Raw genomic sequence first — 24,888 nt, 5'->3', positions numbered from 1 at the left:
TATGTAATAAAACACATGAAATTGTAAATAGTTTTTGAAGTTTTTTCTATGTTTCTAAAATTTTTCATGTTAAAATATGCTATAGAATTGAAACATATAAAACGAAGGTGGCTAGGTGCTTTGTCTGGAGGATCTGACCAAGTAAAGAATATGATATATATTAATGGTAATCGTCGAGGTCATTGTTTTATTACATCAGGAATTACGTTTAAAGAGTTTGCAAGTAACATCCCTTCACCGCTTCATCAAGTTTTGCTTTTGAAGCATAACTTTGAATGGACGGATTTTCATTATCATACTTTATTTGAATATGTTGAGGAAGAAAATATACATAAGCTAATTCAAGCAGAGATTGATGAATTTGATGAATTTTGTTGGGTAGATTTTGATGATGCAAGCGATTTAGATGAATTAGAGCCAAAAGAAATTGCAGAACTGTTATATTTGGCTCACAAAAAAGAACCACTTGCAAGAACATTCTTTCCGTTGTTGAAAAATAGATTTGTTTATTTTTCACATGATGACGGTTGGTACAACAAAGTATATTACCGTAGAATTGCTGATTTTGTTGGAATGTTAAGTAAAGTCATTCCTTATAAACTCGGTGCTTTCGGTAAGAAACGTTTTTCTTTCTTCCAAAAATCAAAAATTTTCCCAGCAATTTCAAAAGAAGTGATTATGGGGCTTATTCCATTAATGGAAGATGGTCTTTATATTGATTTAGCAGGGAAAATTGAGTCAAGAAGAGGTCTTGAAATTCCGGTATATGTAGTTGGTTCGTATGAAAGTACGGATGAGGTGCTAGATAATATCGATGAATTGAAAGAGGAAGCAACAGAAACAGGTTGGCTCATTTTTGATAAGAAAGAACAAGAGTGGCAATGGGTTGTTGACTAAGAAAACTTGGCGCATGAAGTCAAGTTTTCTTGTCATTTGAAAGGAGAACAAATGAAGAAATATTATACAATTGTGGGTATTGTAAGTATTATTCTCGTGGCGATATTGCTTATTACGTGTCCGAAAGAATCGGATTTTAATTCGTATGTAGAGGATAAGTATGCGTTGAAATGTGATGAGAGTAGTTTTGAATGCACACAAAATGTAGATGGTAAAAAAGAAAAGCTACAATTTGAAAGTACAGATGCACGAAATGGTGTATTCTTTATGACTGTAAAGCAAACGTTTAAAACAGAAGCTGGTGTTACGAAAGAATATAGCGGAGTAGGGATGTTTGGTACATTTCTTTTTGTTTCAGAAAAGACTTTCTAGTAATAGAAGGTCTTTTTTTTATGCTTGTGTTCATATAGATGAAGTAAGACAAGCATAGGAGGGGTAGTGATGAAGAATACATGCATCGTTTGCGGTGGTGAGGAGTTTTTTTCCTCAACGTTGTACGCTCGTACGAAACAAGATTGGGCATATGCGCCAAACATGTATCGATTTGAAAAAGTATTTATTGAACATAGGGATGAAGAGAATTATCCGGTCTTTCAAGAAATTACAGCAAAGCACTGTTGTGGATGCGGTCATATTATGTTGTATCATGAATGAACACACCAAGTATAACTTGGTGTGTTTTTTTAAAACGCTGACAAAGCAAGCGGATAAAGTAAAGTAAATAAAACAGAAAAACTACCAAAACCAATTGCTGTATATCCAAGTGTTCTTGCTCCGAAATTAACAGCTAATAAACCAACTAAAATCGCAAGAGAACCAAGTGTAACTGGATAAAAAGCAATTGAGAATAACGAAAGAAATAATGCGACATAGCCTATCATTGCTCCGGTATTTGTACCTTCTATTTCATTTGCAATTTCTTTGCGCTCATGTCTAATTGGAATGCCGGCTGGAGATATTTCAGCTGCATACTCTTCGTGTTTTTCACCACTTTTAAAATGATGATTTCTCTTTCTTCGCATGTACATCCCTCTCTTTCAATTGGGTGTATCTATAGTATCTTTCAAAATGAGAAGAGCATGAGTATGAGTTAAACCCAAGTAAAGCAAAAAATGGAGAAAATAGATTTCGTTGTTATCTTACTTATCCCGCTATTTGCGGGCAGTAAAACTTCTATTTCAAAATTCGGCTAGAGTAAAGAAGTTATGTAGGAGCCGGGTTGCCTGTAAAAGCTCGATTGGTGTGGGCTAATAATCAGTGGGAACGAATAAAACCGCCACTAATTAAAGTTTCACTCTATCTCCTTATGAAGATAAACAGGGATTTTGGAAAATGATGTAGAATGAATTGAATGATAATACGTGAAGGTAGGGGAATGTATGACGAAATTCAATTGGCATGAATCAGCAGAGAAGAAGTGGGATAGTAGTGCGGAATATTGGAATCAAAATAGTCAGGAAATGTGGGATAGCGGGAGCAGGAGTACAATTATTCCATTTTTTGAACAGTACGTGGAGAAAGAAGCTCAAGTGTTAGATGTTGGCTGTGGTGATGGATACGGTACATATAAATTAAGTCGCGTTGGCTATAAAGCAGTTGGAGTAGATTTATCGGAAATTATGATTCAAAAAGGTAAAGAACGTGGGGAAGATTCAAATTTATCTTTTGTGAAAGGAGATCTTTCCGCTTTACCATTTGAAAATGAACAATTTAAAGCGATTATGGCCATTAACTCTTTAGAATGGACTGAGAATCCATTACAAGTATTAAATGAAATAAAACGTGTTTTAAAGAAAGATGGATACGCATGTATTGCAATTTTAGGACCGACAGCAAAGCCTCGAGAGAACAGTTATCCTCGTTTATACGGCACAGACGTTGTTTGTAATACGATGATGCCTTGGGAATTTGAACAGTTAGCGAAAGAACAAGGTTTTGAAGTTGTAGATGGCATTGGTGTATATAAGCGCGGAGTAAATGAGAAGATGCTAGGTCAACTACCTACAGAGTTACAACAATCCTTAACATTCTTATGGGTATTTATGTTAAAAAACGTATAAAGAAATGAAAGAATTTTTAGGAGGTAAATAAGTGCAGAAAATACAAAAAACTGATACAATATCATCAGAACCAATTAAAGGGGGACTAGGGTATATGACAACTACTACAACAGTTAAATCCGATATTGAAATCGCACAAGAAGCGAGTATGAAGAAGATTCAAGAAATTGCAGCCGATTTAAATATTTTAGAAGATGAATTAGAGCCATACGGGCATTATAAAGGTAAGTTATCTCTTGATATTTTTAAGCGCTTACAGGATGAGAAAGACGGTAAAGTTGTTTTAGTAACAGCGATTAACCCAACTCCAGCTGGAGAAGGTAAATCAACAGTAACAGTTGGTTTAGGTCAAGCTTTTAATAAAATTGGTAAGAAAACAGTAATTGCACTTCGCGAACCATCTCTTGGACCAACGATGGGACTAAAAGGCGGAGCAGCAGGTGGTGGTTTTTCACAGGTTGTACCAATGGAAGACATTAACCTTCACTTTACTGGAGATATTCACGCAATTACAACTGCGAATAACGCGTTAGCGGCGTTTATTGATAATCATATCCAACAAGGAAACACACTTGGAATTGATACGCGTAAAATCGTTTGGAAACGCTGTGTTGACTTAAATGATCGTGCCCTTCGTAACGTCGTAATTGGTCTTGGTGGACCAGTTCAAGGTGTACCACGTGAAGACGGTTTTGATATTACAGTAGCATCTGAAATTATGGCCGTATTCTGTCTTGCAACGGATATTCAAGATTTAAAAGCACGTTTATCTCGCATCGTAGTTGCTTATAACTTTGCAAATCAACCTGTAACGGTTAAAGATTTAGGTGTAGAAGGTGCGTTAACATTACTACTAAAAGACGCATTAAAACCAAACTTAGTACAAACGTTAGAAAATACACCAGCTATCATTCATGGCGGACCATTTGCGAATATCGCTCACGGTTGTAACAGTGTTATCGCTACAACAATGGCAGCAAAATTAGGTGATTATGTTATTACAGAAGCTGGATTCGGTGCAGATTTAGGCGCAGAGAAGTTTTTAGATATTAAAGCTCGTGCAGCTGGCATTAAACCAGAAGCAGTTGTTATTGTTGCGACTATTCGTGCGCTTAAAATGCATGGCGGCATAGCAAAAGATCGATTAAAAGAAGAAAATGTAGATGCATTAGCAAAAGGTATGGAGAACTTACAGAAGCATGTTGAAACAATTCAAAGCTTCGGTGTACCTTTCGTAATTGCAATTAATAAATTCATTACAGATACAGATGCAGAAGTTACATACTTACAAGAATGGTGCAATGAGCGTGGCTATGCAGTATCCTTAACAGAAGTTTGGGAGAAGGGTGGCCAAGGTGGAGTTGACCTTGCTGAAAAAGTACTAAAAGAGATCGAAAAAGGTGAAAATAACTACGCGCCACTTTATGAATTAGAATTACCATTAGAAGAAAAAATTCGTACAATTGCTCAAAAAGTATATGGCGCAAAAGATATTGATTTTGCTCCGAAAGCACGTAAGCAATTAGCTCAATACGAAGGAGAAGGTTGGAGTAACCTACCAATTTGTATGGCGAAAACACAATACTCTCTTTCTGACGATGCAACAAAGTTAGGTCGTCCATCTGACTTTATCGTAACAATTCGTGAATTAAAACCATCTATCGGTGCAGGGTTTATCGTTGCATTAACAGGAACAATGTTAACTATGCCAGGTCTTCCAAAACAACCAGCGGCACTGCAAATGGATGTAAATGAAGATGGAAAAGCAGTAGGTTTATTCTAAAAGGTTGTAATTCATCTCGTTTATCTGTAAACTATATATACATCAAGTGGCGCCTTTCCATCGAAAGGCGCCTGTTTTTTGGAGGAAATTATGTTTGATCCAACTGCTTTTGACAATTTAAAAGTAATCGTAGAAGGTGCTGTTTATGATTTTGACTTACATGGTGATATTCTTGTAACAGATCGAAAAGATATGATGGACCTTGCTTCATTAAGTCGTATATATCATATCTCGTTTCAGTTAACAGAACCGTTCGAACCATTAGTAGAAGCGACATTTTCATTATCTGTGGATGCAAAGAACTTGTCTGGTGAAATACTAGAAGTGCCTCAGTTTACACCAGGATGTGAAATGAAGTTAGCATTTTCATTCCCGATAGAACAGCCAGAAGGAGTATGCGAAGAAATTGAAACTTTCATGCGTTCTATATGGGGAAAAGAAAGAATGATTATGCAAAAAGTTTCATACGAATATAATAAGCAAGCGATTTCATATCATAATAAGGTAGAGGTTCTATTTCAAAAAGTGATTACAGAAGACCATGTTGATGATTTAATAGCTGTTATTTCACACATGATAGAAACGGTGCGAACAATACAGCATTTTCTTCAAAAATAGAGATAAAGGAGAAAAACAAATGATAAAAGATATGCAACCATTTTTACAACAAGCTTGGGAGAAGGCTGGTTTTAAAGAATTAACTGAAATTCAAAAACAAGCGATTCCAACTATTTTAGAAGGACAAGACGTTATAGCTGAATCTCCAACTGGAACAGGAAAAACATTAGCGTACTTATTACCACTTTTACATAAAATTAATCCTGAAGTAAAACAGCCACAAGTTGTTATTTTAGCTCCAACGCGTGAACTTGTCATGCAAATTCATGAAGAGGTTCAAAAATTTACAGCAGGAACTGATATTTCAGGTGCATCTTTAATTGGTGGTGCAGATATTAAGCGCCAAGTGGAAAAATTGAAGAAACATCCGAAAGTAATTGTTGGTTCACCAGGACGTATTTTAGAATTAATTCGTATGAAAAAGCTAAAGATGCATGAAGTGAAAACGATTGTATTTGATGAGTTCGATCAAATAGTGAAACAAAAGATGATGGGTGCTGCACAGGATGTAATTAAATCAACGATGCGCGATCGTCAATTAGTATTCTTCTCAGCGACAATGACAAAAGCAGCAGAAGATGCAGCACGTGATTTAGCAGTTGAACCACAATTAGTACGTGTAACACGTGCAGAGTCAAAAAGCTTAGTTGAGCATACGTATATCATTTGTGAGCGACGCGAAAAAAATGATTACGTAAGAAGAATTATGCATATGGGCGATGTAAAAGCAGTTGCTTTCTTAAATGACCCATTCCGTTTAGATGAAATTACTCAGAAATTGAAATTCCGTAAAATGAAAGCAGCAGCTCTTCATGCAGAGGCAAGTAAGCAAGAACGTGAAGCGACGATGCGTGCTTTCCGCGGCGGAAAATTAGAAATTCTACTTGCTACTGATATTGCAGCACGTGGAATAGATATTGATGATTTAACACATGTAATTCATTTAGAGTTACCTGACACTGTAGACCAATACATTCACCGCTCAGGACGTACTGGACGTATGGGCAAAGAAGGAACGGTCGTGTCTCTTGTAACAGAACAAGAAGAGCGTAAATTACTTCAATTTGCGAAAAAATTAGGTATTGTGTTTACGAAGCAAGAAATGTTCAACGGATCATTTGTAGAAACGAAACCGAAAGCACCGAAGAAAAAGAAACCAGCATTTACTGGGAAGAAAAAGCCTAGATAAATAATGGGAAAGACGTAACTATTTGTAGTTACGTCTTATTTTGTTCATTGGTAAAGTAGTGAACGAGTAAGTCGATAAATTTTGTAAAGAAGTACATATCAACTCAAAAGGAATAACAATAGCACTTGTAGAAACCTACATAGAATATAAAAACCATTAGGAGGAATACAAATGATTCATAAAGTCGGACAAATTATGTTATATGTAAATAATCAAGATGAGGCAGTAAATTTTTGGACGGAAAAGGTAGGGTTTCATGTAGTAGCAGAGGAAGATAACAAGCAAGGGATGAGATGGATTGAAATCGCTCCAACTCAAGATGCAGAAACGAGTATCATACTACATAATAAAGAAGTTATTTCGAAAATGAGCCCAGAATTGAATCTTGGTACACCATCCTTAATGTTCTTTTCAGAAAATCTTGATCAATTATATACAGATTTAACAAATAAAAATGTTACAGTTGGCGAAATGGTAACTATGCCTTCTGGTAAAGTGTTTAACTTTGCTGATAGTGAAGGGAATTATTTTGCGGTTATGGAAAAGAACAAATAATGATGTTATGGAAAAATCCCCCTCGTATAAAATGAGGGGGATTAAATATTTGAAGTGGACTTTTTATTCGACAGTTGTTCGATATAAAAAGCGCCTTTCTCAATAGCGGTTTCAATATAACCGACAATTTGATTAAACGTGAACACCTGTAATTCTTCATGCAAATGTTGCTCTGGATACAACATATCTTCAAAAAGGTATGTTCGAAAAGCTAAAACATTTCCTTTAGAAACTTCTGCGATATCCACAATGTGAGCCTCTTGATTAAGAAGAGAGAATAGCTGTTGTTCTTTTTCGTAATGATGAAGCAACTTTGCATTTAACAATTTAAAATCGTTATAGTACATAGGTGCGATAGTTTCGTCATTTTCTATTCTATTTTTTAGCCAAGGTAGAAAAAAGCCTTGTAGCCAATTATCGTCGGCAATGAGGTGGGTGTAATAGCCTAAAATAAATGGGGAATCTATATGTGCTTCATATTTATGAATAAATGAATCATAATCTATTCTTCTCGTATAGTTCTTCGTTGTACCGGCATAAAAATGTGAGGTGCCTTTTTCTTTTTTTGAATGAACAGCATCAGGGGCTACAGCTCCAAGTAAGAAAGAAGTTTTATCTTGAATACATAATTTCTCAGCAATACCGTTAGCGATAATCACATGCATAATTCTTGATCCCATGAATGCCACCTCTGTTTCAAGTATTCATTTCAGGAAGGGGACTGAACGTTTAGTATTACTTTCCCTGTACTTTTTCTACTTTCGACCCATTCATGTGCTTTCCCTGCATCTATAAAGGGAAAAGATTTTGTAGCCTTAATTTGCAAACTTCCATCACGTAAATAACGGAAAACTTCATTTGCAGTTTCTTGGAGTAATTCAGGACGTTTTTTCCGTGTAGTGCCGAAGCTGAATCCGAGTATAGAACGGCAACTTGCGTGTAAGTCTTTCGTTTTGAAATTGCCAATTTCACCGCTCGCATTGCCGAAATGAACGAGGCGTCCGTAATAAGCAAGACATTTTAAACTACTTTCCGAAACCGTTCCAGAAATAGAATCTAAAATTACATCAACCCCTTGGCCATTTGTCAGCTCATTGACCTTCTCTACAAAATCTTCATCTTGATGACATATAACATAATCAGCTCCAGCGTCTAAAGCAATTTCTTTTTTTGCTTCACTTCCGACAGTACCGATAACTTTTTCAGCCCCTAATAGTTTTGCAAGTTGAATAGCAGTAGTGCCAATTCCGCCAGCAGCTGCATGAATGAGTACAGATTCACCTTGTTGAAGCCTTGCAACATTTGCGAGTAAATTATAGCTTGTAAAAGATATGATAGGGCAAGCGGCTGCAGTTTGGAAATTAACTTCATCAGGTAAAACGAAAGTAAGATTTTCATTTGCAACAATATATTCTGCGTAAGATCCATTTTGAGGAAAAGCAATGACACGCTGTCCAGGATGAATATTTTTAACTTGAGAACCGACTCGTTCTACAATACCGGTGGCATCTATCCCTGGAATAAAAGGGAATGTCTTATTTCCTTTTTTGCCATAACGTGATTTAATATCGGCAAAATTAACACTAGTAGCAACAACACGAATTAACACCTGATTGTCTGAAATAGTCGGCATATCAACATCAGTATATTTCATCACTTCCGGACCACCGAACGACGTTACAACGATAGCTTTCATCATATATCCTCCTAAATTTGACTATATAAATCATTTTAAAGCGTCATTAGAAATTGGAAAATTATATAATAGTTATGCAAGGTTATAAGTGAAGCTTATGAACTCAGGGAATCATTATATTAATTTATATAAAAAACTTTAAAAAATCGAACGAAATATGAATTACTTGCCAATATAAAGTGTAAGACAAAGGGGGGATGGTATATGAAAGGTGAAACAGTGTGTACAGATTTAATTCAATTAACTTTATCAGGAAATAAAGAAGCGTATAGCGAGTTGTATGATGTAACGATTCAAGAAGTATATAAGACAGCACATTTTTTACTAGACGATAAAACAGATGTAGATGATGTCGTTCAAGAAGTATACATACAACTATATGAATCGCTTCGTAAGTATGATAGCGAGAAGCCATTTCGTCCTTGGCTAATTGGACTCGCGATTAAACAAATTCACTCTTATAGAAGAAAGAGGTGGATGCGACTACGAATTGTAAAAAAAGCAGAAGAGCAAAGAAAACCAGTACAAATTGATTTTTCTAACGATCTGGTAAGTAAAATATCAAACCAAGAACTAATCGAACTTATTCATAAATTACCGTATAAATTGAAACAAGTTATTATCTTAAGATATTTACACGATTATTCACAAGAAGAAGTAGCACAAATATTACATATTCCAATTGGTACTGTGAAATCTAGAATTCACGCGGCATTAAAAAAACTACGTCAAAAAGAGCAAGTAGAAGAAATATTTTTAGGAGAGGTAGGGAATGTGAAATGAGTTTAGACTGTAGAGTTAGGGAAACTATACAAGAAGAAGCAAAGGGTATTGTTGCCCCGCCGGAGTTAAAAGAAAAAGTAATCGTGCAAATAACAATGAATCGCGGGGGGAGTAAAAGGAAGAAGCACCTTATTGCAGGAGTGCTTGCAGCAGCTCTTTTAATCCCGACGACTGGTTTTGCGTATCAATCTATTATGGCGGATGGTATATACGGATCTTTTGAGAATTTAAAAAAACATGCCGGAGCAATGACTTTAGAAGCGTATATACGTTTTAATGCAAAATTATCAGAAGCGAAAGATGAAATGGGTGCGAAAGAATATGAAGAGTTTACAAAAGAACTAAAGAAATTAACAAATGCAAAGCTTGCGTACGGGGATTCGAACGGTAATATTGATTATGATGCATTATCACCAGCAAAAAGAGAAGAAATGAAAAAGGTAAGTATGGGCCTTCAACCATACTTTGATAAATTAAATGGTCATAAATCAAGTAGAGAAGTATTAACGCAAGAAGAGTTTGATCGCTATATGGAAGCTTTAATGACACATGAAATAGTACGAGTGAAGACAAAATCAACCGGTGCAATAAAACTAGAAGAAGTACCTGAGGCATATAAAGAAAGATTTATGAAAGCGGAGCAGTTTATGGAGTATGTAGACGAAAAGGTGAGATAAGTAAAAAAGCTCAGAGTCTAAGCTCTGAGCTTTTCTTATTGAAACGTAAATATATTAACCACCTATGCCTTTTGCTAGCAATAGGAAGTATACAACTAATAATATTACGCCATTTAATGCAGTACCAACTATTCCGAATAACCAATTTTTTGATGCGATTGCAAAAATAATACCGAGTAATGAAAGTATACTTAGAGTCACAATAATTAACGTTAAATTCGCATTAGGTCCTCTAAGGATAAAGAAAGAAAATATACTTGCGATAACCGTTAGAAAAGAGAAAGCCCCTAATTTATACATAATAAATCTCCTTGGTTAAAATGCATTTTGACATAATATACGACCAACTTTATTTTAACAGAATTCCCCTTTTCATTTATGGCGATTTTTACAAATAATAGCGCACTTATAAACAAAATGTCCTAATCAGCAACACTTAAAAATTGGTTATCAATTATATTTTTTCATATTTGCAGTATCTTTTTGTATAAAACAATCTAATAGTGAATAACCAGCTATTAAACTAATAATCGTAACAAAAGTTGTATTTATAAGAATGATATTAGCTAAATAAGGTAAGTATTCGCCAAGTGGTGAAAAGAGTAATGCAGGGGAAAAGGAAATGAATAGTGTAGGCACTGTAATAGCAATAAATTTATCCGGCTGAAAGCTCCAGTTTTGTTTACTCGTTGCGTAATTAATAGATTGAAGGAACCGTAATAAAATACCAACTATAAGAGGGAAGAGTGTAAAGTAGAATAATCTTGGATAAACGTTAAAGTTCACCTGCGCGTCTGTATCTAAATAAAATTGAATTTTTACTCCAACAAATAATAATAAGACGATAAATAATGTAAAGCAGAGGTATAGCATTACTTTTTGCATTCCATTCCACCATCCTTTACTAAAAATATATTCAAAGAAGAGATATACAATAACTACTGTTGTATATCTCTTCTTTTACTGTTATTAAATAGTGGAATTTGTTTTTTCTTGCTTCGTGAAATAATCAATAATACCCATCGCACTAATTTCTATATCTAGATGTAAAATGTTATAAACGGAATGATCGGATGGGACGTTTAATTTTGTAAGGTGAGAAGAGATTTTATCCATTAATAAAGTTTGTAATGCTTTAGTAGCCTCATCGAAATCATTATACTTTTCAAAGACCTCTTTACCAGTATGAACGAAAATAGGTAACCAATGTTCTAGTTGGTTATATACTTCTGTAACATTGGATGAAGCGCCGTAATGACCGAAATAAATAGTATCTACATTCATACTTTGAATATGATTTTTAGAAGCAATCATCGCATCGGGCTGAAATTGCGAAGGGGACGTTGATGGTAAATATAACTCTACACCAAGGTCTGCAAGCTCTCTATAATAAATGCCAATTGTATCACCAGTAAAAATGCCGTTTGTTAATGAATCATGAATGCTAATATGGTGCTTTGCATGTCCAGGTGTATCATAAAATGTAAGGATGCGGTCTTCTGCAATTTTTAACGTACCATCATGTTGTACAATATGAACGCGTTCTTCTTCTATAGGAAGAATTGGATCGAAAAGTTTATCGAAATCATCCTTGTATACAGCTTTTGCGCCTAAAATTAGTTTTGTTGGATCAATCATATGACGAGCACCGCGAGAATGCACATATAAAGTAGCATTTGGGCACTTTTCCATCATTAAACCAGCTGCCCCAGCGTGATCTAAATGAACGTGTGTTACGATAATGTTTTTTACATCGTTTAAATCAATATGTAATTGTTGTAAGCCGTCTAAAATATACGGAAGAGAAGGGGCTGCACAAGTTTCAATTAAAGTAATATCGTCACCTAATAAAACATACGTACCAGTTCGTTCATTATGTTGTAAATCAAAATCATCAATAAGATATAGGTGTGAAGATAACTGCTCTACTTTTTTCATCGTTACCACTCCTTAGTTACTGTATGTTTCTATTATACGCTAAAATAGAAAAAGGCAGAAAACGAAAGCTCGTCTTCTGCCTTTTTAAAGTGTTGTTATTTCGTTTGTTCTTTATTGATAGACATAACGAACAGTCCAACAATGCCACCAACGATCGGAAGCGTAATCTCTCCTGCTAAATTAAAGTAGGAGCTTAAGAATAAACCATTTACATCGATTACCCAACCAGTAACATACAATAACATCATATATAGTACGAAATAAAACTCGCGATTTGAAATCGTTTCAGGTTGTGCAGTTTTCATAATGAACACCATCCTTTTCTATTATAATAGAATATAAACTGTCACATTTTGTTCACAATTCAATTGTAAAACTTTCCATTCTAAAAGTCTAGTAGTTTGTGTCGAATTTTCGAACATAAATAAAGCGCTATCATTTCGGTGTGTAAGTATGTAATAGAAGCTGTATATTCACGAATGTAGTATAGTATAAACATAGAATAATAGTATAGAGAGGGGTAGGAACAATGACAGTTTATGATTTTTCAGCTAAAACAATAACAGGTGAAGATAAATCGTTAAAAGATTACGAAGGAAAAGCACTTCTTATTGTAAATGTAGCTAGTAAATGTGGATTTACACCACAGTATAAAGGATTACAAGAAGTATATGATAAATATAAAGACCAAGGACTAGAAATACTCGGTTTCCCTTGTAACCAATTTGGAGGACAAGAACCAGGTACAGAAGCGGACATTACTAGTTTTTGTGAATTAAACTACGGTGTAAACTTCCCGATGTTTGCAAAGGTTGATGTGAAAGGTGATAAGGCTCATCCTCTGTATACATACATGACAGAACAAGCGCCAGGTTTACTCGGTATGAAAGCAGTGAAATGGAATTTTACGAAGTTTTTAATTGGAAAAGATGGGAAAGTAGTAGGGCGTTTTGCGCCGCAAACGAAGCCAGTTGATTTAGAGGTTGAGATTGAGAAGGTACTTGGGGAATAATTAGGAGTTTGTTATCTTTTATTATAGTTATTAAAAAATACCTCAAAGAACAAAGTTGCTCTTTGAGGTATTTTCTTTAAACTCACATGATCAAGATTAAATCATTGTATCGAATTCATTTGATTTAGGTAGAGAAGCTGCTTTTTTCATAAGCACTTCCCATAAGTGTACGGATTTCTTCCATTCGGCTGCGGTCTGTCCGTTTTGATACATAGCGTTCTCATAACTGAATGTAAGTTGTTGCATATCGGCCGAGTTGTAAAGTGTATCGATGCGGAGAGCGTATTCTCGGAATGTTTGACTTTCCCCCCGTGGTATGCCGATTCTCGCAAATTGTTTTAAAAGTGCGCCGTAAGCTTTTTGATAAACAACATCATCTTTTCGGTATTTATAGAAAAGAATAATAAAAAATGTAATCCATTTCATTCTAGTAGTGAAGAGAATGTATCCGATGATACTAATTGGTATCGTAGAGAGGAATACGTACCACCAAGAAAAACTAGTTTTAGAATTTGTGACCTTTTTAGTAGAAGTTTCTTCTGTATTTTCTATTAAACTTTTAAGTTTTGCTTCATTATTTCGTTGATGTATTTGCTGGTTATTAGAATTATTTGCTTCGCTATTTTGTGAAATAGGAGCAGGAGTATTATTTGTAAAAGTATAGGGATTAGTAAATCCTTTTGTTGATTCGAATGGAATCCAGCCGTATCCTGGGAAATATACTTCGACCCAAGAGTGTGCGTTATCGTTCGTGATTTTATAAATATCCTGACCTTCTGCAGAGGCAAGTGTATTGTCAAGAGTTCCTTCTGTATAGCCTTTTACCCAGCGAGCAGGAATCCCGGCAGAACGAAGTAGTACAATCATAGACGTCGAAAAATTATTACAGTAGCCGCTTTTTGTATCGAAAAGGAATTGATCTACATAATCTTGGCTTTTGGCAGGGAATGAAACATTCATTGTTTCGTATACAAAAGAGTTGTCTGTGAAGTAATTTTCGATAGCTAATACTTTATCATACCGGTTGTCTTTATCATTTGTAAGATTGACAGCCAAGTCTTTTACTCGCTGTGGTAATGATTCGGGAAGTTGTGTGTACTTTGTCATGAAATAAGGATTTGTTTCTTGACCTTCATTCGTGTTTACAGCTTTCAAGTTTTCTATGGGAAATTCTGGGATCTCATACGTTACTTTATATGAATGTAAAGTAGTAGAGGAGTCTCCATGCATCGTATAGATTTTTTCAGAAAATGGGTCAACGCTGTATGATACATCTGAGGAAGCCTCAACTGATACTAATCCTGCTGGGTAGGTAAGGTGAAAATCACTTTTTTGCATGGTGATGGTTGCTTCGGTTGTTTCCGTTTTTGTATTTTGTTCGTACCAGCTCACGACGTCGTTTTTACTTTTAAAAGAAATCTTTTTTTGATTTTCAGAAACTTCCCAGCCTTTTCCTGTATAAAAATCTTTCGTTTCTACTCTCCAATATTGTTTGTTTTGCGTTTGTGCTGTGAAAACAATTGTAGGATCAGCCTGAAAAGGACCACCTAATCTCGAGTCATCTAAACCATACCCAATTGTAGAAACTTCTTGTTTTTTACTCGCTTCGGATGTGTTGAATTTTAAAAAATTCATTGGGTTTGGCCATTGAGGGCCGAATTTTGGAGCAAAGTATGCGATGGTTGCTGACAATACAATAAATATTGTAAGAGGTCTAAGTAATTTTGAGATTTCTCTATCATAATTTTGTAAGTGTTCCATCTCTTTTATTCGTTCTATTCGAAGAAGACTAAGCATAAAAAATCCGATGACAACAGTACGAATAATAGCGTAGTTTGCATTGTATAAATGTAAGTTATGAAAAGTTGTGATATAAATAATAGTCAATACAAGAAATAACAACCCACGTTTTTTATGAATCATCCAAAAAGAGATGAAAGAACTCAAAAACCAAAATGATAGAAAAAATAAAACTGTTGGAAAAACTGGAGAAATATCTAGCAAATTCCCCTGGAATAACAGGGAGGAATTTTGAGAAATATCAGTAAAAAATTTCGTTAGCCAAGATGGATTTATAAAAGCATTTTTATAATATAGGAAATGAATGATGAATAAAATCGTGATGATCTTTATAGCAATTTGCCACCTCGTTTGAAAAAAAGAGAGAGTGAAGCAAATTCCTATAAATATTACAAAAATATCTAATCTACCTACGTTTGTAATACCTATAAGGGGTCTTAGCCATTCTAGTAAAAGTAGAAATGCGCATGCATGCATGTAAAAACTGTTCATATCCAATTGTTTTTTTGTATGTAATGTTATCATTTGCTCACCTCAAAAAACACGTTTGCATACCGGTTTTCATAAACCGCGTTTACAAATATTTTTCTTTTTTGTAGAGTTTCTAGTATACTTAGTTCTCGATGTGAGAGTTGATTCGCTTTTTCTTTCACGACAAACACCATTAATTTTCTATTTTTTATAGCAGCACAGTCAGCCGCCTTTTGAATATCGGGAGAAAGACCGCTTGTCACGAGTATAATCGTGACGGGCTGATACATTTTTCTTAATTCCATTTCTACACTCTGGGAGAGCGGGAATACACTGTCTGCTTGTACTTTCGCTAAATGGCAAAAGATTTGTTGCAACTGAGTATCTCCATTGTCTAATGGGAAAATAGTTCGTTCTTTTCCGACAGACACGAATGACGCTGGTGAATTTTGCTTCAAGACAGCCCTTACAATAGAGGCAGTAAACGTTACGACTGATTCGAATAGAGGGGATTCAGTTCTGTCCATGAATATCATGATATTATGGCTACGCTGTTGTTCAAACTCTTTCGTCATAATATTGTTTGTTCGTGCAGTTGCTTTCCAATCAATCCATGAAAAGCGATCACCAGGTTTATAGTCTCTGACGCCGACAGAGACTGTAGAGTCTTTTGCTGAATGTATATTTGCTGAAAGCGCCCCTTGTTCGAAATGATTTTCCAATTGTCGATACGCTATATCTACATACTGGGGATAGACTAAAAATGTATCTGGAACTGAAAAAGTTACTTCTTTTTCTATCATACCGAATAGATCGCCAGTTTTGACACGTACGCTTGAAAAAGTGTGCTCTCCTCTAGGGATTGTATCAATAACATATTGAAACGAAATATTTCGTTTCAATCCCGGAAAGAGTATGACCTTATTCATCTTTGCTTGTCTACAACTTGTAAATGGTGGTGGCAGTTCATCTTCTATAACTAAATAAAGTAAGGGAAAAGGAAATTTTCTTTTTATTGTAATCGTGCTTACAAATTGTTCTCCTGCTGCATATTTGTTTTGGTTTGTTATTCGTTTTACTTCAGCGTCCCGTAAAGCGTAGAAGGGGAGTAGTAGTGAATAAAGGCCAATAGGAATCGTACTGTAAAACAAAAACCAACTTACAAATCCTCCTTGAAGCATAGCATACACAAATGTTAAGACTACGCATAAAGGGATTAGCGATAACTTCGTAACGTGATATAGTGCTCGTAGTAGTCGCTTCATCAAAGGTTCTTCGTCCTTTGAGTCGGCACAGTAGTTCGTGCAACGATTTTGGCGATAACTTGTTCTCCTGTTATTCCTTCAAATCTTGCTTCCATTTTTAGAATGAGTCTGTGAGCTAAAACGTAAGGAGCTAAAAGTTTAACATCGTCTGGAATAACATAATTTCTACCATGGATGAATGCATAAGCTTGTGAAGCTTTCATTAAAGCAATTGAGCCACGTGGACTTGCACCTAGCTGTATAGAACTATAAGAACGAGTCTGATTAACAAGCTTTACAATGTAATGCTTGATTGCTTTGTCCATACTTACTTCCCGTACACTTTGTTGTAAATAAAGTAATTCTTCTATTGTTGTAATAGCTTGTAAATGGGAGAGTGGGTTTGTTTTTTCCATCCGGTTTAAAATTTCAAATTCTTCTTCTGGTGTAGGATATCCCATTGTTAGCTTCAACAAGAAACGATCGAGTTGAGCTTCTGGTAAAGGATATGTTCCTTCATATTCGACCGGGTTTTGTGTAGCCATGACAAAGAAAGGTTTTGGTAACGATCTTGTAATGCCATCTATTGTGATAGTGCCTTCTTCCATACTTTCAAGTAAGGCAGATTGTGTCTTTGGGGATGTACGATTAATTTCATCAGCAAGTACAAAATTCCCCATGATTGGTCCAGGCTTGAACTCAAATTGGAGCTCTTTCGGATTATAAATAGAAACACCTGTTACATCTGACGGCAGTAAATCAGGTGTGAATTGAATCCGCTTGTAATCGGCGTCAATGGATTTAGAAAGAGTGCGTACTAGCATTGTTTTCCCAACGCCAGGAACATCTTCTAATAGTACATGACCTTCAGCTAAAAGAGCTGTCATGGTTAATATCGTTTCTTTTCGTTTTCCGACCATTAATTTTTCAATATTGTTGATTATTTTTTCTACAATGGGATGTAATGAATCAAGACGGGCCATCGTAATCCTCCTAATTTTATTATCTTTTCTAATTCATTTTTATGTTAAAGAAAAGGAGTCCCTTCATTTTAATGCAGTATAATAGTAATCTAAGAGGCAAGTAGGAATGGTGTATATAAGTTCATAGTGAGAACTTATATAAATAGGAAAAAACGTAAATGTTAAAAAATCATGGTGAGATACTTTATAATTTCTATGTCCAAAAAGGAAATCCTACTCGTAATTTTATGAATATTCAGATTATATGTGTGGATAACATTTAGTATAATTGTTTCCGTAAATAAGAGCAATACCGTAAATAATGATTTATAGTTATATCTCGCTATTTGTGGGCTGATAATCAGTGGGGGACGAACAAAACCTCCACTGATTAAAGTTTCACTTTATATAAAAACGTAGGAATCTCTCCTGCGTTTTTTCTTATGCAAAAAAAGGTGAATCCTCAAAATGCTATTTTCCTAATAAGCTCACGGCTGACCGAAATCTTCACAACAAAAAAAAGTAATCTTTATTTATAAATGTTTCCCCGTAAACCGGTTTCCAAATGAATTTATGACAATCTCTTGAACTGTGCGAAATGTCACATCTGTATTTTACAACCTCTTTTATAGTAAGGGTATGTAAGAGAGACGTATTAAAGGAGTGAACAGTATGAAGAAGAAACCTTCAGCACTAATGAGACGTTTAAAATATTTTTCACCAATAGATCGTTATAACGATAATCATACACAAGAAACATATGAAGATCGTGAATGGGAAAATGTGTACAGAAAGCGATGGCAACATGATAAAGTAATCCGTTCTACACATGGCGTGAACTGTACTGGTTCATGTAGTTGGAACATTTATGTGAAAGATGGAATTGTAACTTGGGAAGGGCAGGAGCTTAACTATCCAACAACAGGTCCAGATATGCCTGACTTTGAACCACGAGGATGTCCACGTGGAGCGAGTTTTTCCTGGTACATTTATAGTCCACTTCGTGTGAAATATCCGTATGTACGTGGTGTTCTTTGGAGTATGTGGCAAGAGGAATTACAAAATAACAAGTCACCACTAGATGCTTGGAAAAGCATTGTGGAAAACCCTGAAAAAGCACGTAAGTATAAGCAGGCGCGTGGTAAAGGGGGATTCATTCGTGCGAATTGGGATGAAGTATTACAACTCGTTTCAGCTTCTTTACTTTACACAGTAATGAAATACGGTCCAGACCGAAATGTTGGTTTTTCACCAATTCCAGCTATGTCGATGTTAAGTCATGCTGCAGGTAGCCGCTTTATGCAACTTATGGGCGGGCCGATGCTTAGCTTCTATGATTGGTACGCTGATTTACCACCAGCTTCTCCGCAAATTTGGGGTGATCAAACAGATGTACCAGAAAGTAGTGACTGGTATAACTCTGGTTACATTATGACATGGGGTTCAAATGTACCGATGACAAGAACACCAGATGCACACTTTTTAGCGGAGGTTCGATATAAAGGAACGAAAGTTGTTTCAGTAAGTCCTGATTTCGCTGAGTCAACAAAGTTTGCGGATGATTGGATTAGTGTGAAACAAGGTACAGATGGTGCACTTGCGATGGCAATGGGGCATGTGATCTTACAAGAATTTTACGTAGATAATCAAGTGGAATACTTCACAAAGTATGCGAAGCAATATACTGATTTTCCTTTCTTTGTCACATTGAAACAAAAAGGAGATCAATTCGTCGCTGATCGTTTCTTAAATGCTACTGATATTGGACGAGAAACAAAGTTAGGAGAATGGAAGCCTGTTCTTTGGAACGAGAACACGAAAGATTTTGCAACACCTCACGGCACAATGGGGTCACGTTGGGATAATGAAAAGAAATGGAATTTACGTTTAGAAGATGAACAAACAGGTGAAAAGATTGATCCACGTCTTTCTTTACTTGGAATGGAAGACGCTGTGGGAACGGTACAAATTCCGTACTTCTCAGATGAGGGAAATAAAGTATTGGAACGTACAATTCCAGTGAAAAAAATTATGACAGAAGAAGGCGAAGTGTTCGTTACAACTGTATACGACTTAACGTTGGCAAATTACGGTGTGAACCGAGGGCTCGGCGGACAAGAGCCGAAAGACTTCAATGATGATGTACCATTTACACCTGCATGGCAAGAGAAAATGACAGGAGTGAAACGAGAGCTTATTATTCAAATTGCTCGTGAGTTTGCACAAAACGCAGTTGATACGGATGGGCGCTCGATGATTATTGTAGGGGCCGGTATTAACCATTGGTTTAATTCTGATACGATTTATCGCGCAGTTTTAAACCTTGTTCTTCTCGTTGGAGCACAAGGCGTAAACGGTGGCGGTTGGGCGCATTATGTCGGTCAAGAAAAATTACGACCAGCAGAAGGATGGCAAACAATCGCGATGGCAAAAGATTGGCAAGGGCCACCGAAATTACAAAATGGTACATCTTTCTTCTATTTCGTAACAGATCAATGGCGTTATGAAGATACACCGGTTGGACATTTAGCATCACCAATTGAGGGCAACTCTCGTTATCAACATCACGGTGATTACAACGTATTAGCGGCACGACTTGGCTGGTTACCTTCTTATCCGACATTCGAGAAAAATGGAATTGAATTATATAAAGAAGCTGTTGCTGCTGGTGCAACAACGCAAGAAGAAATCGGAAAATACGTTGCACAAAAACTAAAAGAAAAAGAACTAAAATTTGCGATTGAAGATCCAGATAATAAAAACAACTTCCCGCGCAACTTATTCGTATGGCGTGCCAACTTAATTTCAAGTTCTGGTAAAGGCCACGAATATTTCTTAAAACATTTATTAGGCACAACAAATGGATTAATGAATGACGATAGTGATTCGTTGCGACCAGAAGAAATTAAGTGGCATGAAGAAGCGCCAGAAGGGAAGCTTGATCTACTCATTAATTTAGATTTCCGTATGGCTGGAACAGCGCTCTATTCTGACATCGTCTTACCTGCTTCAACTTGGTATGAAAAGCATGATTTAAGCAGTACGGATATGCATCCATTTGTACATCCATTTAATCCAGCAATCGGTTCACCGTGGGAAGCACGCTCTGATTGGGATATTTTCACCGCTCTTTCTAAAGCTGTGTCAGATTTAGCGAAGAAAATCGACCTTGAACCAATGAAAGAAGTCGTTGCAACACCACTTCTTCACGATACACCGCAAGAATTAGCGCAACCACTTGGCAAGATTAAAGACTGGAGTAAAGGTGAGTGTGAACCAATACCGGGTAAAACGATGCCACAAATTCATGTTGTCGAAAGGGATTATAAAACAATTTATGACAAGATGACTGCACTAGGACCAAATGCTGGAAAACAACCAATTGGTACGAAAGGTATTTCTTGGTCAGCAGAAAAAGAGTATGAGCAATTAAAGAGCAAATTAGGAGTTGTTCGAACGGATTCTATTGCGAAAGGTTGCCCAGACATAAAAGAAGCAATCAATGCTGCTGAGGCGGTATTAACGCTTTCTTCGACAACAAACGGTCATATGGCTGTAAAAGCATGGGAAGCACTTGAAAAACAAACGGATTTAAAACTGCGTGATTTAGCAGAAGAACGTGAAGAAGAATGCTTCACATTCGAACAAATTACAGCACAGCCGAAAACAGTAATTACTTCTCCAGCCTTTACAGGTTCTGAAAAAGGTGGACGCCGTTATTCACCATTTACAACAAATGTGGAACGTCTTATTCCTTGGAGAACGATAACGGGTCGACAATCTTTCTACTTAGATCATGACATGATGAAAGAATTCGGTGAAACGATGGCAACATTTAAACCAATTCTGCAACATAAACCGTTCCGAAAATCACGTCCCGAAGTAGAAGGAAAAGAAATTACACTAAACTATTTAACACCGCATAATAAGTGGTCGATTCATAGTATGTACTTCGATTCATTACCGATGTTAACGCTATTTAGAGGTGGTCCAACTGTTTGGATGAATAAAGATGATGCGAATGAAGCTGGCGTCGCAGATAATGATTGGATCGAGTGCTTTAACCGTAACGGTGTTGTTGTAGCACGTGCTGTCGTAACGCACCGTATACCGAGAGGGATGGCATTTATGCACCATGCACAAGATCGCCACATTAACGTGCCTGGTACGAAATTAACAAGCACCCGCGGGGGAACACATAATAGTCCAACCCGTATTCATGTTAAACCAACACATATGATTGGTGGATATGGCCAATTAAGCTATGGATTTAACTACTATGGTCCGACTGGGAATCAGCGTGACTTAAATGTTGTAATCCGTAAACTGAAGGAGGTAGATTGGCTTGAAGATTAAAGCACAAGTCGGAATGGTAATGAACCTAGATAAATGCATCGGCTGCCATACTTGTAGCGTAACATGCAAAAACACCTGGACAAATCGTCCAGGTGCTGAATATATGTACTTCAATAACGTAGAAACGAAACCTGGAATTGGTTATCCGAAACAATGGGAAGATCAAGAGAAATATAAAGGCGGCTGGGAATTGAGAAATGGTGAAATTCAGCTGAAATCAGGTTCGAAAATGAAACGCCTTATGAATATTTTCCACAATCCAGATCAACCAACCATCGACGATTACTTTGAACCTTGGAACTATGATTATGAAACATTAACAAATAGCCCGCAACGTAAGCATCAACCAGTTGCTCGTCCGAAATCAGCAATTACAGGCGAATTTATCGACAAAATTGAATGGGGTCCAAACTGGGAAGATGATTTAGCTGGTGGACATATAACAGGATTGCAAGATCCGAACGTAAAGAAAATGGAAGAAGAAATTAAAACAGATTTTGAAAATGTCTTTATGATGTATTTACCACGCATATGCGAACATTGTATGAATCCATCTTGCGTATCTTCTTGTCCATCTGGTGCGATGTATAAACGTGAAGAAGATGGGATTGTTCTTGTGGATCAAAATGCATGTCGTGCTTGGAGGTTCTGCGTATCTTCTTGTCCATATAAAAAAGTGTATTTTAACTGGCAAACGAATAAAGCAGAAAAATGTACAATGTGTTTCCCGCGTATTGAAGCTGGTATGCCAACGATTTGTTCGGAAACATGTGTAGGACGTATCAGGTATATTGGGGTAATGCTATATGACGCTGACAAAGTGAAAGAAGCAGCTTCTGTTGAAGATGAAAAAGATTTATATGAATCTCAGCTTACTGTTTTCCTAGATCCAAATGATCCAGAAGTAGCAGCTGAAGCGAAAAAACAAGGCATTCCTGAAGAATGGATTAAAGCAGCACAAGAGTCACCGATCTATAAAATGATTATCGATTGGAAAATTGCTCTGCCTCTTCATCCAGAGTACCGTACAATGCCAATGGTTTGGTATATCCCCCCGCTTAGCCCGATTATGAATATGGTGGAAGGGAAAGGAAGTAACTGGCAAGCAGAAGAGATTTTCCCTGCTATCGATAATATGCGTATCCCAATTCAATATTTAGCGAACCTACTCACTGCAGGAGATGAATCCCACATTCGTCTTACGTTGAAAAAAATGGCTGTCATGCGGACGCATATGAGAGCATTGCAAATTAATAAAGAACCAAATGAAGCAGTATTAAAAGAAATTGGTTTAACGAAACAGGATGTAGAAGATATGTATCGTCTTCTTGCTATCGCGAAATATAAAGATCGCTTCGTCATTCCGGGCACTCACCGTGAACAAGTTGCTGATTTATATAGTGAACAAGGAAGCTGTGGTTTATCCTTCGCAGGTGGGCCAGGGTCTTGCATGACAATTTCTTAAATAAAGGGGGCGGAAAATGATGAAACAAAGTTTACAAACTGCTTTTTCTTGTTCTTCTTTTCTTCTCTCCTATCCGGAACTTGGGTGGGGAGAAGCTTTAACTGAAGTACAAGAAGAGATTGAAGCAATTGAACAAGAAGACGTTAAAGCAGCACTTACAGCGTTTATAAAACAAGCACTAGATAAAACGAACGATCAATTAATTGATCCTTACGTATATACATTTGATTTTGGTAAAAAGACAAATATGTATTTAACTTATATGAACACAGGTGAACAAAGAGAAAGAGGTATTGAATTATTAGAGTTAAAACAGCATTATAAAAAATCTGGTTTTGAAGTAACAGATAAAGAACTACCGGATTATTTACCGCTTTTGCTTGAGTTTTTTGCAAATGCAAATGAGCAAGATAGTGAGCCAATTATGAGTAAATACAAGGAAAATATACAAGCATTGCACGTTCAATTAAAAGAAGCTGATAGTATGTATGAACCAATTCTTGCAGCTATTCTCCTCGCTATCGATACATGGGGTGTACAGACAAATTAGAAAGGAGAGTTGTCAAAATGATGGATCAATTTCTATGGGTGTTGTTTCCCTATATCATTTTTGCAATCTTTATCGGTGGACATATTTTCAGATACAACTATGATCAATTTGGATGGACATCAAAATCTAGTGAACTATTAGAGAAGAAAATGCTCCGGGCCGGAAGTCTATTATTCCACTTTGGGATCATGTTCGTAATTGGCGGTCATGTTATGGGGATTTTAATTCCAGAGTCCGTATACCGTTCAATAGGTATTTCTGAACATATGTATCATGTAGTAGCAATTAGTTTCGGACTTCCGGCAGGTGTTGCTTCTATCATCGGTTTAATTATATTAACGTATCGCCGTGTAACCGTAAAACGCATCATTGCAACGAGTACAACGGGAGATTATATTGCGCTTATTTTATTACTTATCGTTATGCTGGCAGGACTTTCCTCAACATTTTTAAATATCGACTCAAAAGGGTTTGATTATCGTACAACGATCGGTCCTTGGTTCCGAAGTCTCTTTATTTTCCAACCGAAAGTTGAATATATGATGGAAGTGCCTGTATGGTTTAAAATTCATATTATTGCAGCGATGGGTCTATTCGCAGTATGGCCGTTCACTAGACTTGTACATGTATTTAGTGCTCCAATTAAATACTTAAGCCGTAGTTATGTAATTTACAGAAGACGTATTCCTAATGAATTGAAAAAATAATAACGCTTTGAACAAATAGCAGCTAAAACGAAACGAGGTCTAATATGGAAGGCCTCGTTTTTATTAATATAGGGGAATAACCGTGTACGTTATAATGAAAAAGTAACGTAATATGAAAAAAGATT

Annotated in this window: 25 protein-coding genes; 15 read left to right on the top strand and 10 right to left on the bottom strand. The window is 36.3% G+C overall.

Annotated elements, in window-relative coordinates; genetic code table 11:
• Positions 1-120: 120 nt before the first annotated feature.
• The 3 genes from G9F74_RS05885 (at position 121) to G9F74_RS05875 (ending at position 1,551) form a co-directional block, all read left to right on the top strand.
• Complete coding sequence (locus G9F74_RS05885; RefSeq protein WP_000014090.1) at positions 121-897, top strand: oxalate:formate antiporter; 777 nt, start codon at positions 121-123, stop codon at positions 895-897.
• Positions 898-948: 51 nt separating this feature from the next.
• Positions 949-1,269, top strand: coding sequence for a hypothetical protein (locus tag G9F74_RS05880; RefSeq protein ID WP_000761187.1), 321 nt, complete (start codon positions 949-951; stop codon positions 1,267-1,269).
• 69 nt (positions 1,270-1,338) lie between these two features.
• Positions 1,339-1,551: a hypothetical protein gene (locus G9F74_RS05875; RefSeq protein WP_000798747.1), complete on the top strand. Its 213-nt coding sequence runs from the start codon at positions 1,339-1,341 to the stop codon at positions 1,549-1,551.
• 29 nt (positions 1,552-1,580) lie between these two features.
• Here the strand turns inward: G9F74_RS05875 and G9F74_RS05870 are convergent, their stop codons facing one another.
• Positions 1,581-1,919: a hypothetical protein gene (locus G9F74_RS05870; RefSeq protein ID WP_001253192.1), complete on the bottom strand. Its 339-nt coding sequence runs from the start codon at positions 1,917-1,919 to the stop codon at positions 1,581-1,583.
• A 357-nt stretch (positions 1,920-2,276) separates the two neighbouring features.
• On the opposite strand from G9F74_RS05870, the gene G9F74_RS05865 reads away from it, so the two are divergent.
• The 5 genes from G9F74_RS05865 (at position 2,277) to G9F74_RS05845 (ending at position 7,102) form a co-directional block, all read left to right on the top strand.
• Positions 2,277-2,957, top strand: a complete 681-nt coding sequence (locus G9F74_RS05865; protein ID WP_016108267.1) for a class I SAM-dependent methyltransferase — start codon at positions 2,277-2,279, stop codon at positions 2,955-2,957.
• A 94-nt stretch (positions 2,958-3,051) separates the two neighbouring features.
• Complete coding sequence (locus tag G9F74_RS05860; protein WP_033661278.1) at positions 3,052-4,740, top strand: formate--tetrahydrofolate ligase; 1,689 nt, start codon at positions 3,052-3,054, stop codon at positions 4,738-4,740.
• A gap of 90 nt (positions 4,741-4,830) precedes the next feature.
• The gene (locus G9F74_RS05855; protein WP_016108268.1) at positions 4,831-5,358 is read left to right on the top strand and encodes a hypothetical protein; all 528 of its coding nucleotides are present in this window, start codon (positions 4,831-4,833) and stop codon (positions 5,356-5,358) included.
• A gap of 19 nt (positions 5,359-5,377) precedes the next feature.
• Positions 5,378-6,547, top strand: a complete 1,170-nt coding sequence (locus tag G9F74_RS05850) for a DEAD/DEAH box helicase (RefSeq protein WP_000588603.1) — start codon at positions 5,378-5,380, stop codon at positions 6,545-6,547.
• Positions 6,548-6,718: 171 nt separating this feature from the next.
• On the top strand, positions 6,719-7,102 hold the full coding sequence (locus G9F74_RS05845; protein ID WP_000581484.1) for a VOC family protein: 384 nt from the start codon (positions 6,719-6,721) through the stop codon (positions 7,100-7,102).
• Positions 7,103-7,143: 41 nt separating this feature from the next.
• Here G9F74_RS05845 and G9F74_RS05840 read toward each other — a convergent pair whose 3' ends face one another.
• Positions 7,144-7,782, bottom strand: coding sequence for a zinc dependent phospholipase C family protein (locus tag G9F74_RS05840; protein WP_000535613.1), 639 nt, complete (start codon positions 7,780-7,782; stop codon positions 7,144-7,146).
• Between the two features lie 29 nt (positions 7,783-7,811).
• The gene (locus G9F74_RS05835; protein WP_000644648.1) at positions 7,812-8,798 is read right to left on the bottom strand and encodes a quinone oxidoreductase family protein; all 987 of its coding nucleotides are present in this window, start codon (positions 8,796-8,798) and stop codon (positions 7,812-7,814) included.
• Between the two features lie 204 nt (positions 8,799-9,002).
• On the opposite strand from G9F74_RS05835, the gene G9F74_RS05830 reads away from it, so the two are divergent.
• The gene (locus G9F74_RS05830; RefSeq protein ID WP_000675626.1) at positions 9,003-9,581 is read left to right on the top strand and encodes a sigma-70 family RNA polymerase sigma factor; all 579 of its coding nucleotides are present in this window, start codon (positions 9,003-9,005) and stop codon (positions 9,579-9,581) included.
• On the top strand, positions 9,578-10,258 hold the full coding sequence (locus tag G9F74_RS05825) for a DUF3600 domain-containing protein (RefSeq protein WP_016108269.1): 681 nt from the start codon (positions 9,578-9,580) through the stop codon (positions 10,256-10,258). Before G9F74_RS05830 ends, G9F74_RS05825 begins: the two co-directional genes overlap by 4 nt.
• A 54-nt stretch (positions 10,259-10,312) precedes the next feature.
• Here G9F74_RS05825 and G9F74_RS05820 read toward each other — a convergent pair whose 3' ends face one another.
• The 4 genes from G9F74_RS05820 to G9F74_RS05805 all read right to left on the bottom strand — a co-directional run bounded on the left by G9F74_RS05820 (position 10,313) and on the right by G9F74_RS05805 (position 12,501).
• Positions 10,313-10,558, bottom strand: a complete 246-nt coding sequence (locus tag G9F74_RS05820) for a hypothetical protein (protein ID WP_000277250.1) — start codon at positions 10,556-10,558, stop codon at positions 10,313-10,315.
• A gap of 150 nt (positions 10,559-10,708) precedes the next feature.
• Complete coding sequence (locus G9F74_RS05815) at positions 10,709-11,143, bottom strand: hypothetical protein (protein WP_001174537.1); 435 nt, start codon at positions 11,141-11,143, stop codon at positions 10,709-10,711.
• A gap of 84 nt (positions 11,144-11,227) precedes the next feature.
• Positions 11,228-12,196 (bottom strand): MBL fold metallo-hydrolase, encoded by a 969-nt coding sequence (locus G9F74_RS05810; RefSeq protein WP_000754963.1) that lies wholly within the window; start codon positions 12,194-12,196, stop codon positions 11,228-11,230.
• Between the two features lie 95 nt (positions 12,197-12,291).
• Positions 12,292-12,501 carry a DUF3925 family protein gene (locus G9F74_RS05805; protein WP_000844989.1) on the bottom strand — a complete coding sequence of 70 codons (210 nt, stop codon included), beginning with the start codon at positions 12,499-12,501 and terminating at the stop codon, positions 12,292-12,294.
• 224 nt (positions 12,502-12,725) lie between these two features.
• On the opposite strand from G9F74_RS05805, the gene bsaA reads away from it, so the two are divergent.
• Positions 12,726-13,208: a glutathione peroxidase gene (gene bsaA / locus G9F74_RS05800; RefSeq protein WP_000219426.1), complete on the top strand. Its 483-nt coding sequence runs from the start codon at positions 12,726-12,728 to the stop codon at positions 13,206-13,208.
• 96 nt (positions 13,209-13,304) lie between these two features.
• Here bsaA and G9F74_RS05795 read toward each other — a convergent pair whose 3' ends face one another.
• Genes G9F74_RS05795 through G9F74_RS05785 form a run of 3 tightly spaced genes read right to left on the bottom strand, consistent with a single transcriptional unit; the run spans position 13,305 to position 17,706 of the window.
• The gene (locus tag G9F74_RS05795; protein WP_016108270.1) at positions 13,305-15,533 is read right to left on the bottom strand and encodes a transglutaminase TgpA family protein; all 2,229 of its coding nucleotides are present in this window, start codon (positions 15,531-15,533) and stop codon (positions 13,305-13,307) included.
• Positions 15,530-16,744, bottom strand: a complete 1,215-nt coding sequence (locus G9F74_RS05790; RefSeq protein WP_000826184.1) for a DUF58 domain-containing protein — start codon at positions 16,742-16,744, stop codon at positions 15,530-15,532. The genes G9F74_RS05795 and G9F74_RS05790 overlap by 4 nt, the downstream gene beginning before the upstream one ends.
• Complete coding sequence (locus tag G9F74_RS05785; protein ID WP_016108271.1) at positions 16,744-17,706, bottom strand: AAA family ATPase; 963 nt, start codon at positions 17,704-17,706, stop codon at positions 16,744-16,746. The genes G9F74_RS05790 and G9F74_RS05785 overlap by 1 nt, the downstream gene beginning before the upstream one ends.
• A 651-nt stretch (positions 17,707-18,357) precedes the next feature.
• Between G9F74_RS05785 and G9F74_RS05780 the strand changes: the two genes are divergently transcribed.
• From G9F74_RS05780 to narI, 4 genes are read left to right on the top strand one after another with little or no spacing between them, the layout of a single operon-like run.
• Positions 18,358-22,041, top strand: a complete 3,684-nt coding sequence (locus G9F74_RS05780; protein WP_000729102.1) for a nitrate reductase subunit alpha — start codon at positions 18,358-18,360, stop codon at positions 22,039-22,041.
• Positions 22,031-23,506: a nitrate reductase subunit beta gene (gene narH, locus G9F74_RS05775; RefSeq protein ID WP_000692707.1), complete on the top strand. Its 1,476-nt coding sequence runs from the start codon at positions 22,031-22,033 to the stop codon at positions 23,504-23,506. Before G9F74_RS05780 ends, narH begins: the two co-directional genes overlap by 11 nt.
• A gap of 19 nt (positions 23,507-23,525) precedes the next feature.
• Positions 23,526-24,056, top strand: coding sequence for a nitrate reductase molybdenum cofactor assembly chaperone (gene narJ / locus G9F74_RS05770; protein ID WP_002093771.1), 531 nt, complete (start codon positions 23,526-23,528; stop codon positions 24,054-24,056).
• Positions 24,057-24,073: 17 nt separating this feature from the next.
• A complete protein-coding gene (gene narI, locus G9F74_RS05765) occupies positions 24,074-24,763 on the top strand; it encodes a respiratory nitrate reductase subunit gamma (RefSeq protein ID WP_000969188.1) in 690 nt (229 codons plus the stop codon).
• Positions 24,764-24,888: the final 125 nt, after the last annotated feature.

Source organism: Bacillus sp. EKM202B (assembly GCF_011066025.1).
GTDB classification, from domain to species: Bacteria; Bacillota; Bacilli; order Bacillales; family Bacillaceae_G; genus Bacillus_A; species Bacillus_A toyonensis.
Note: the sequence above shows the minus strand (reverse complement) of the source record. Positions and strands in the feature narration are given on the sequence as shown.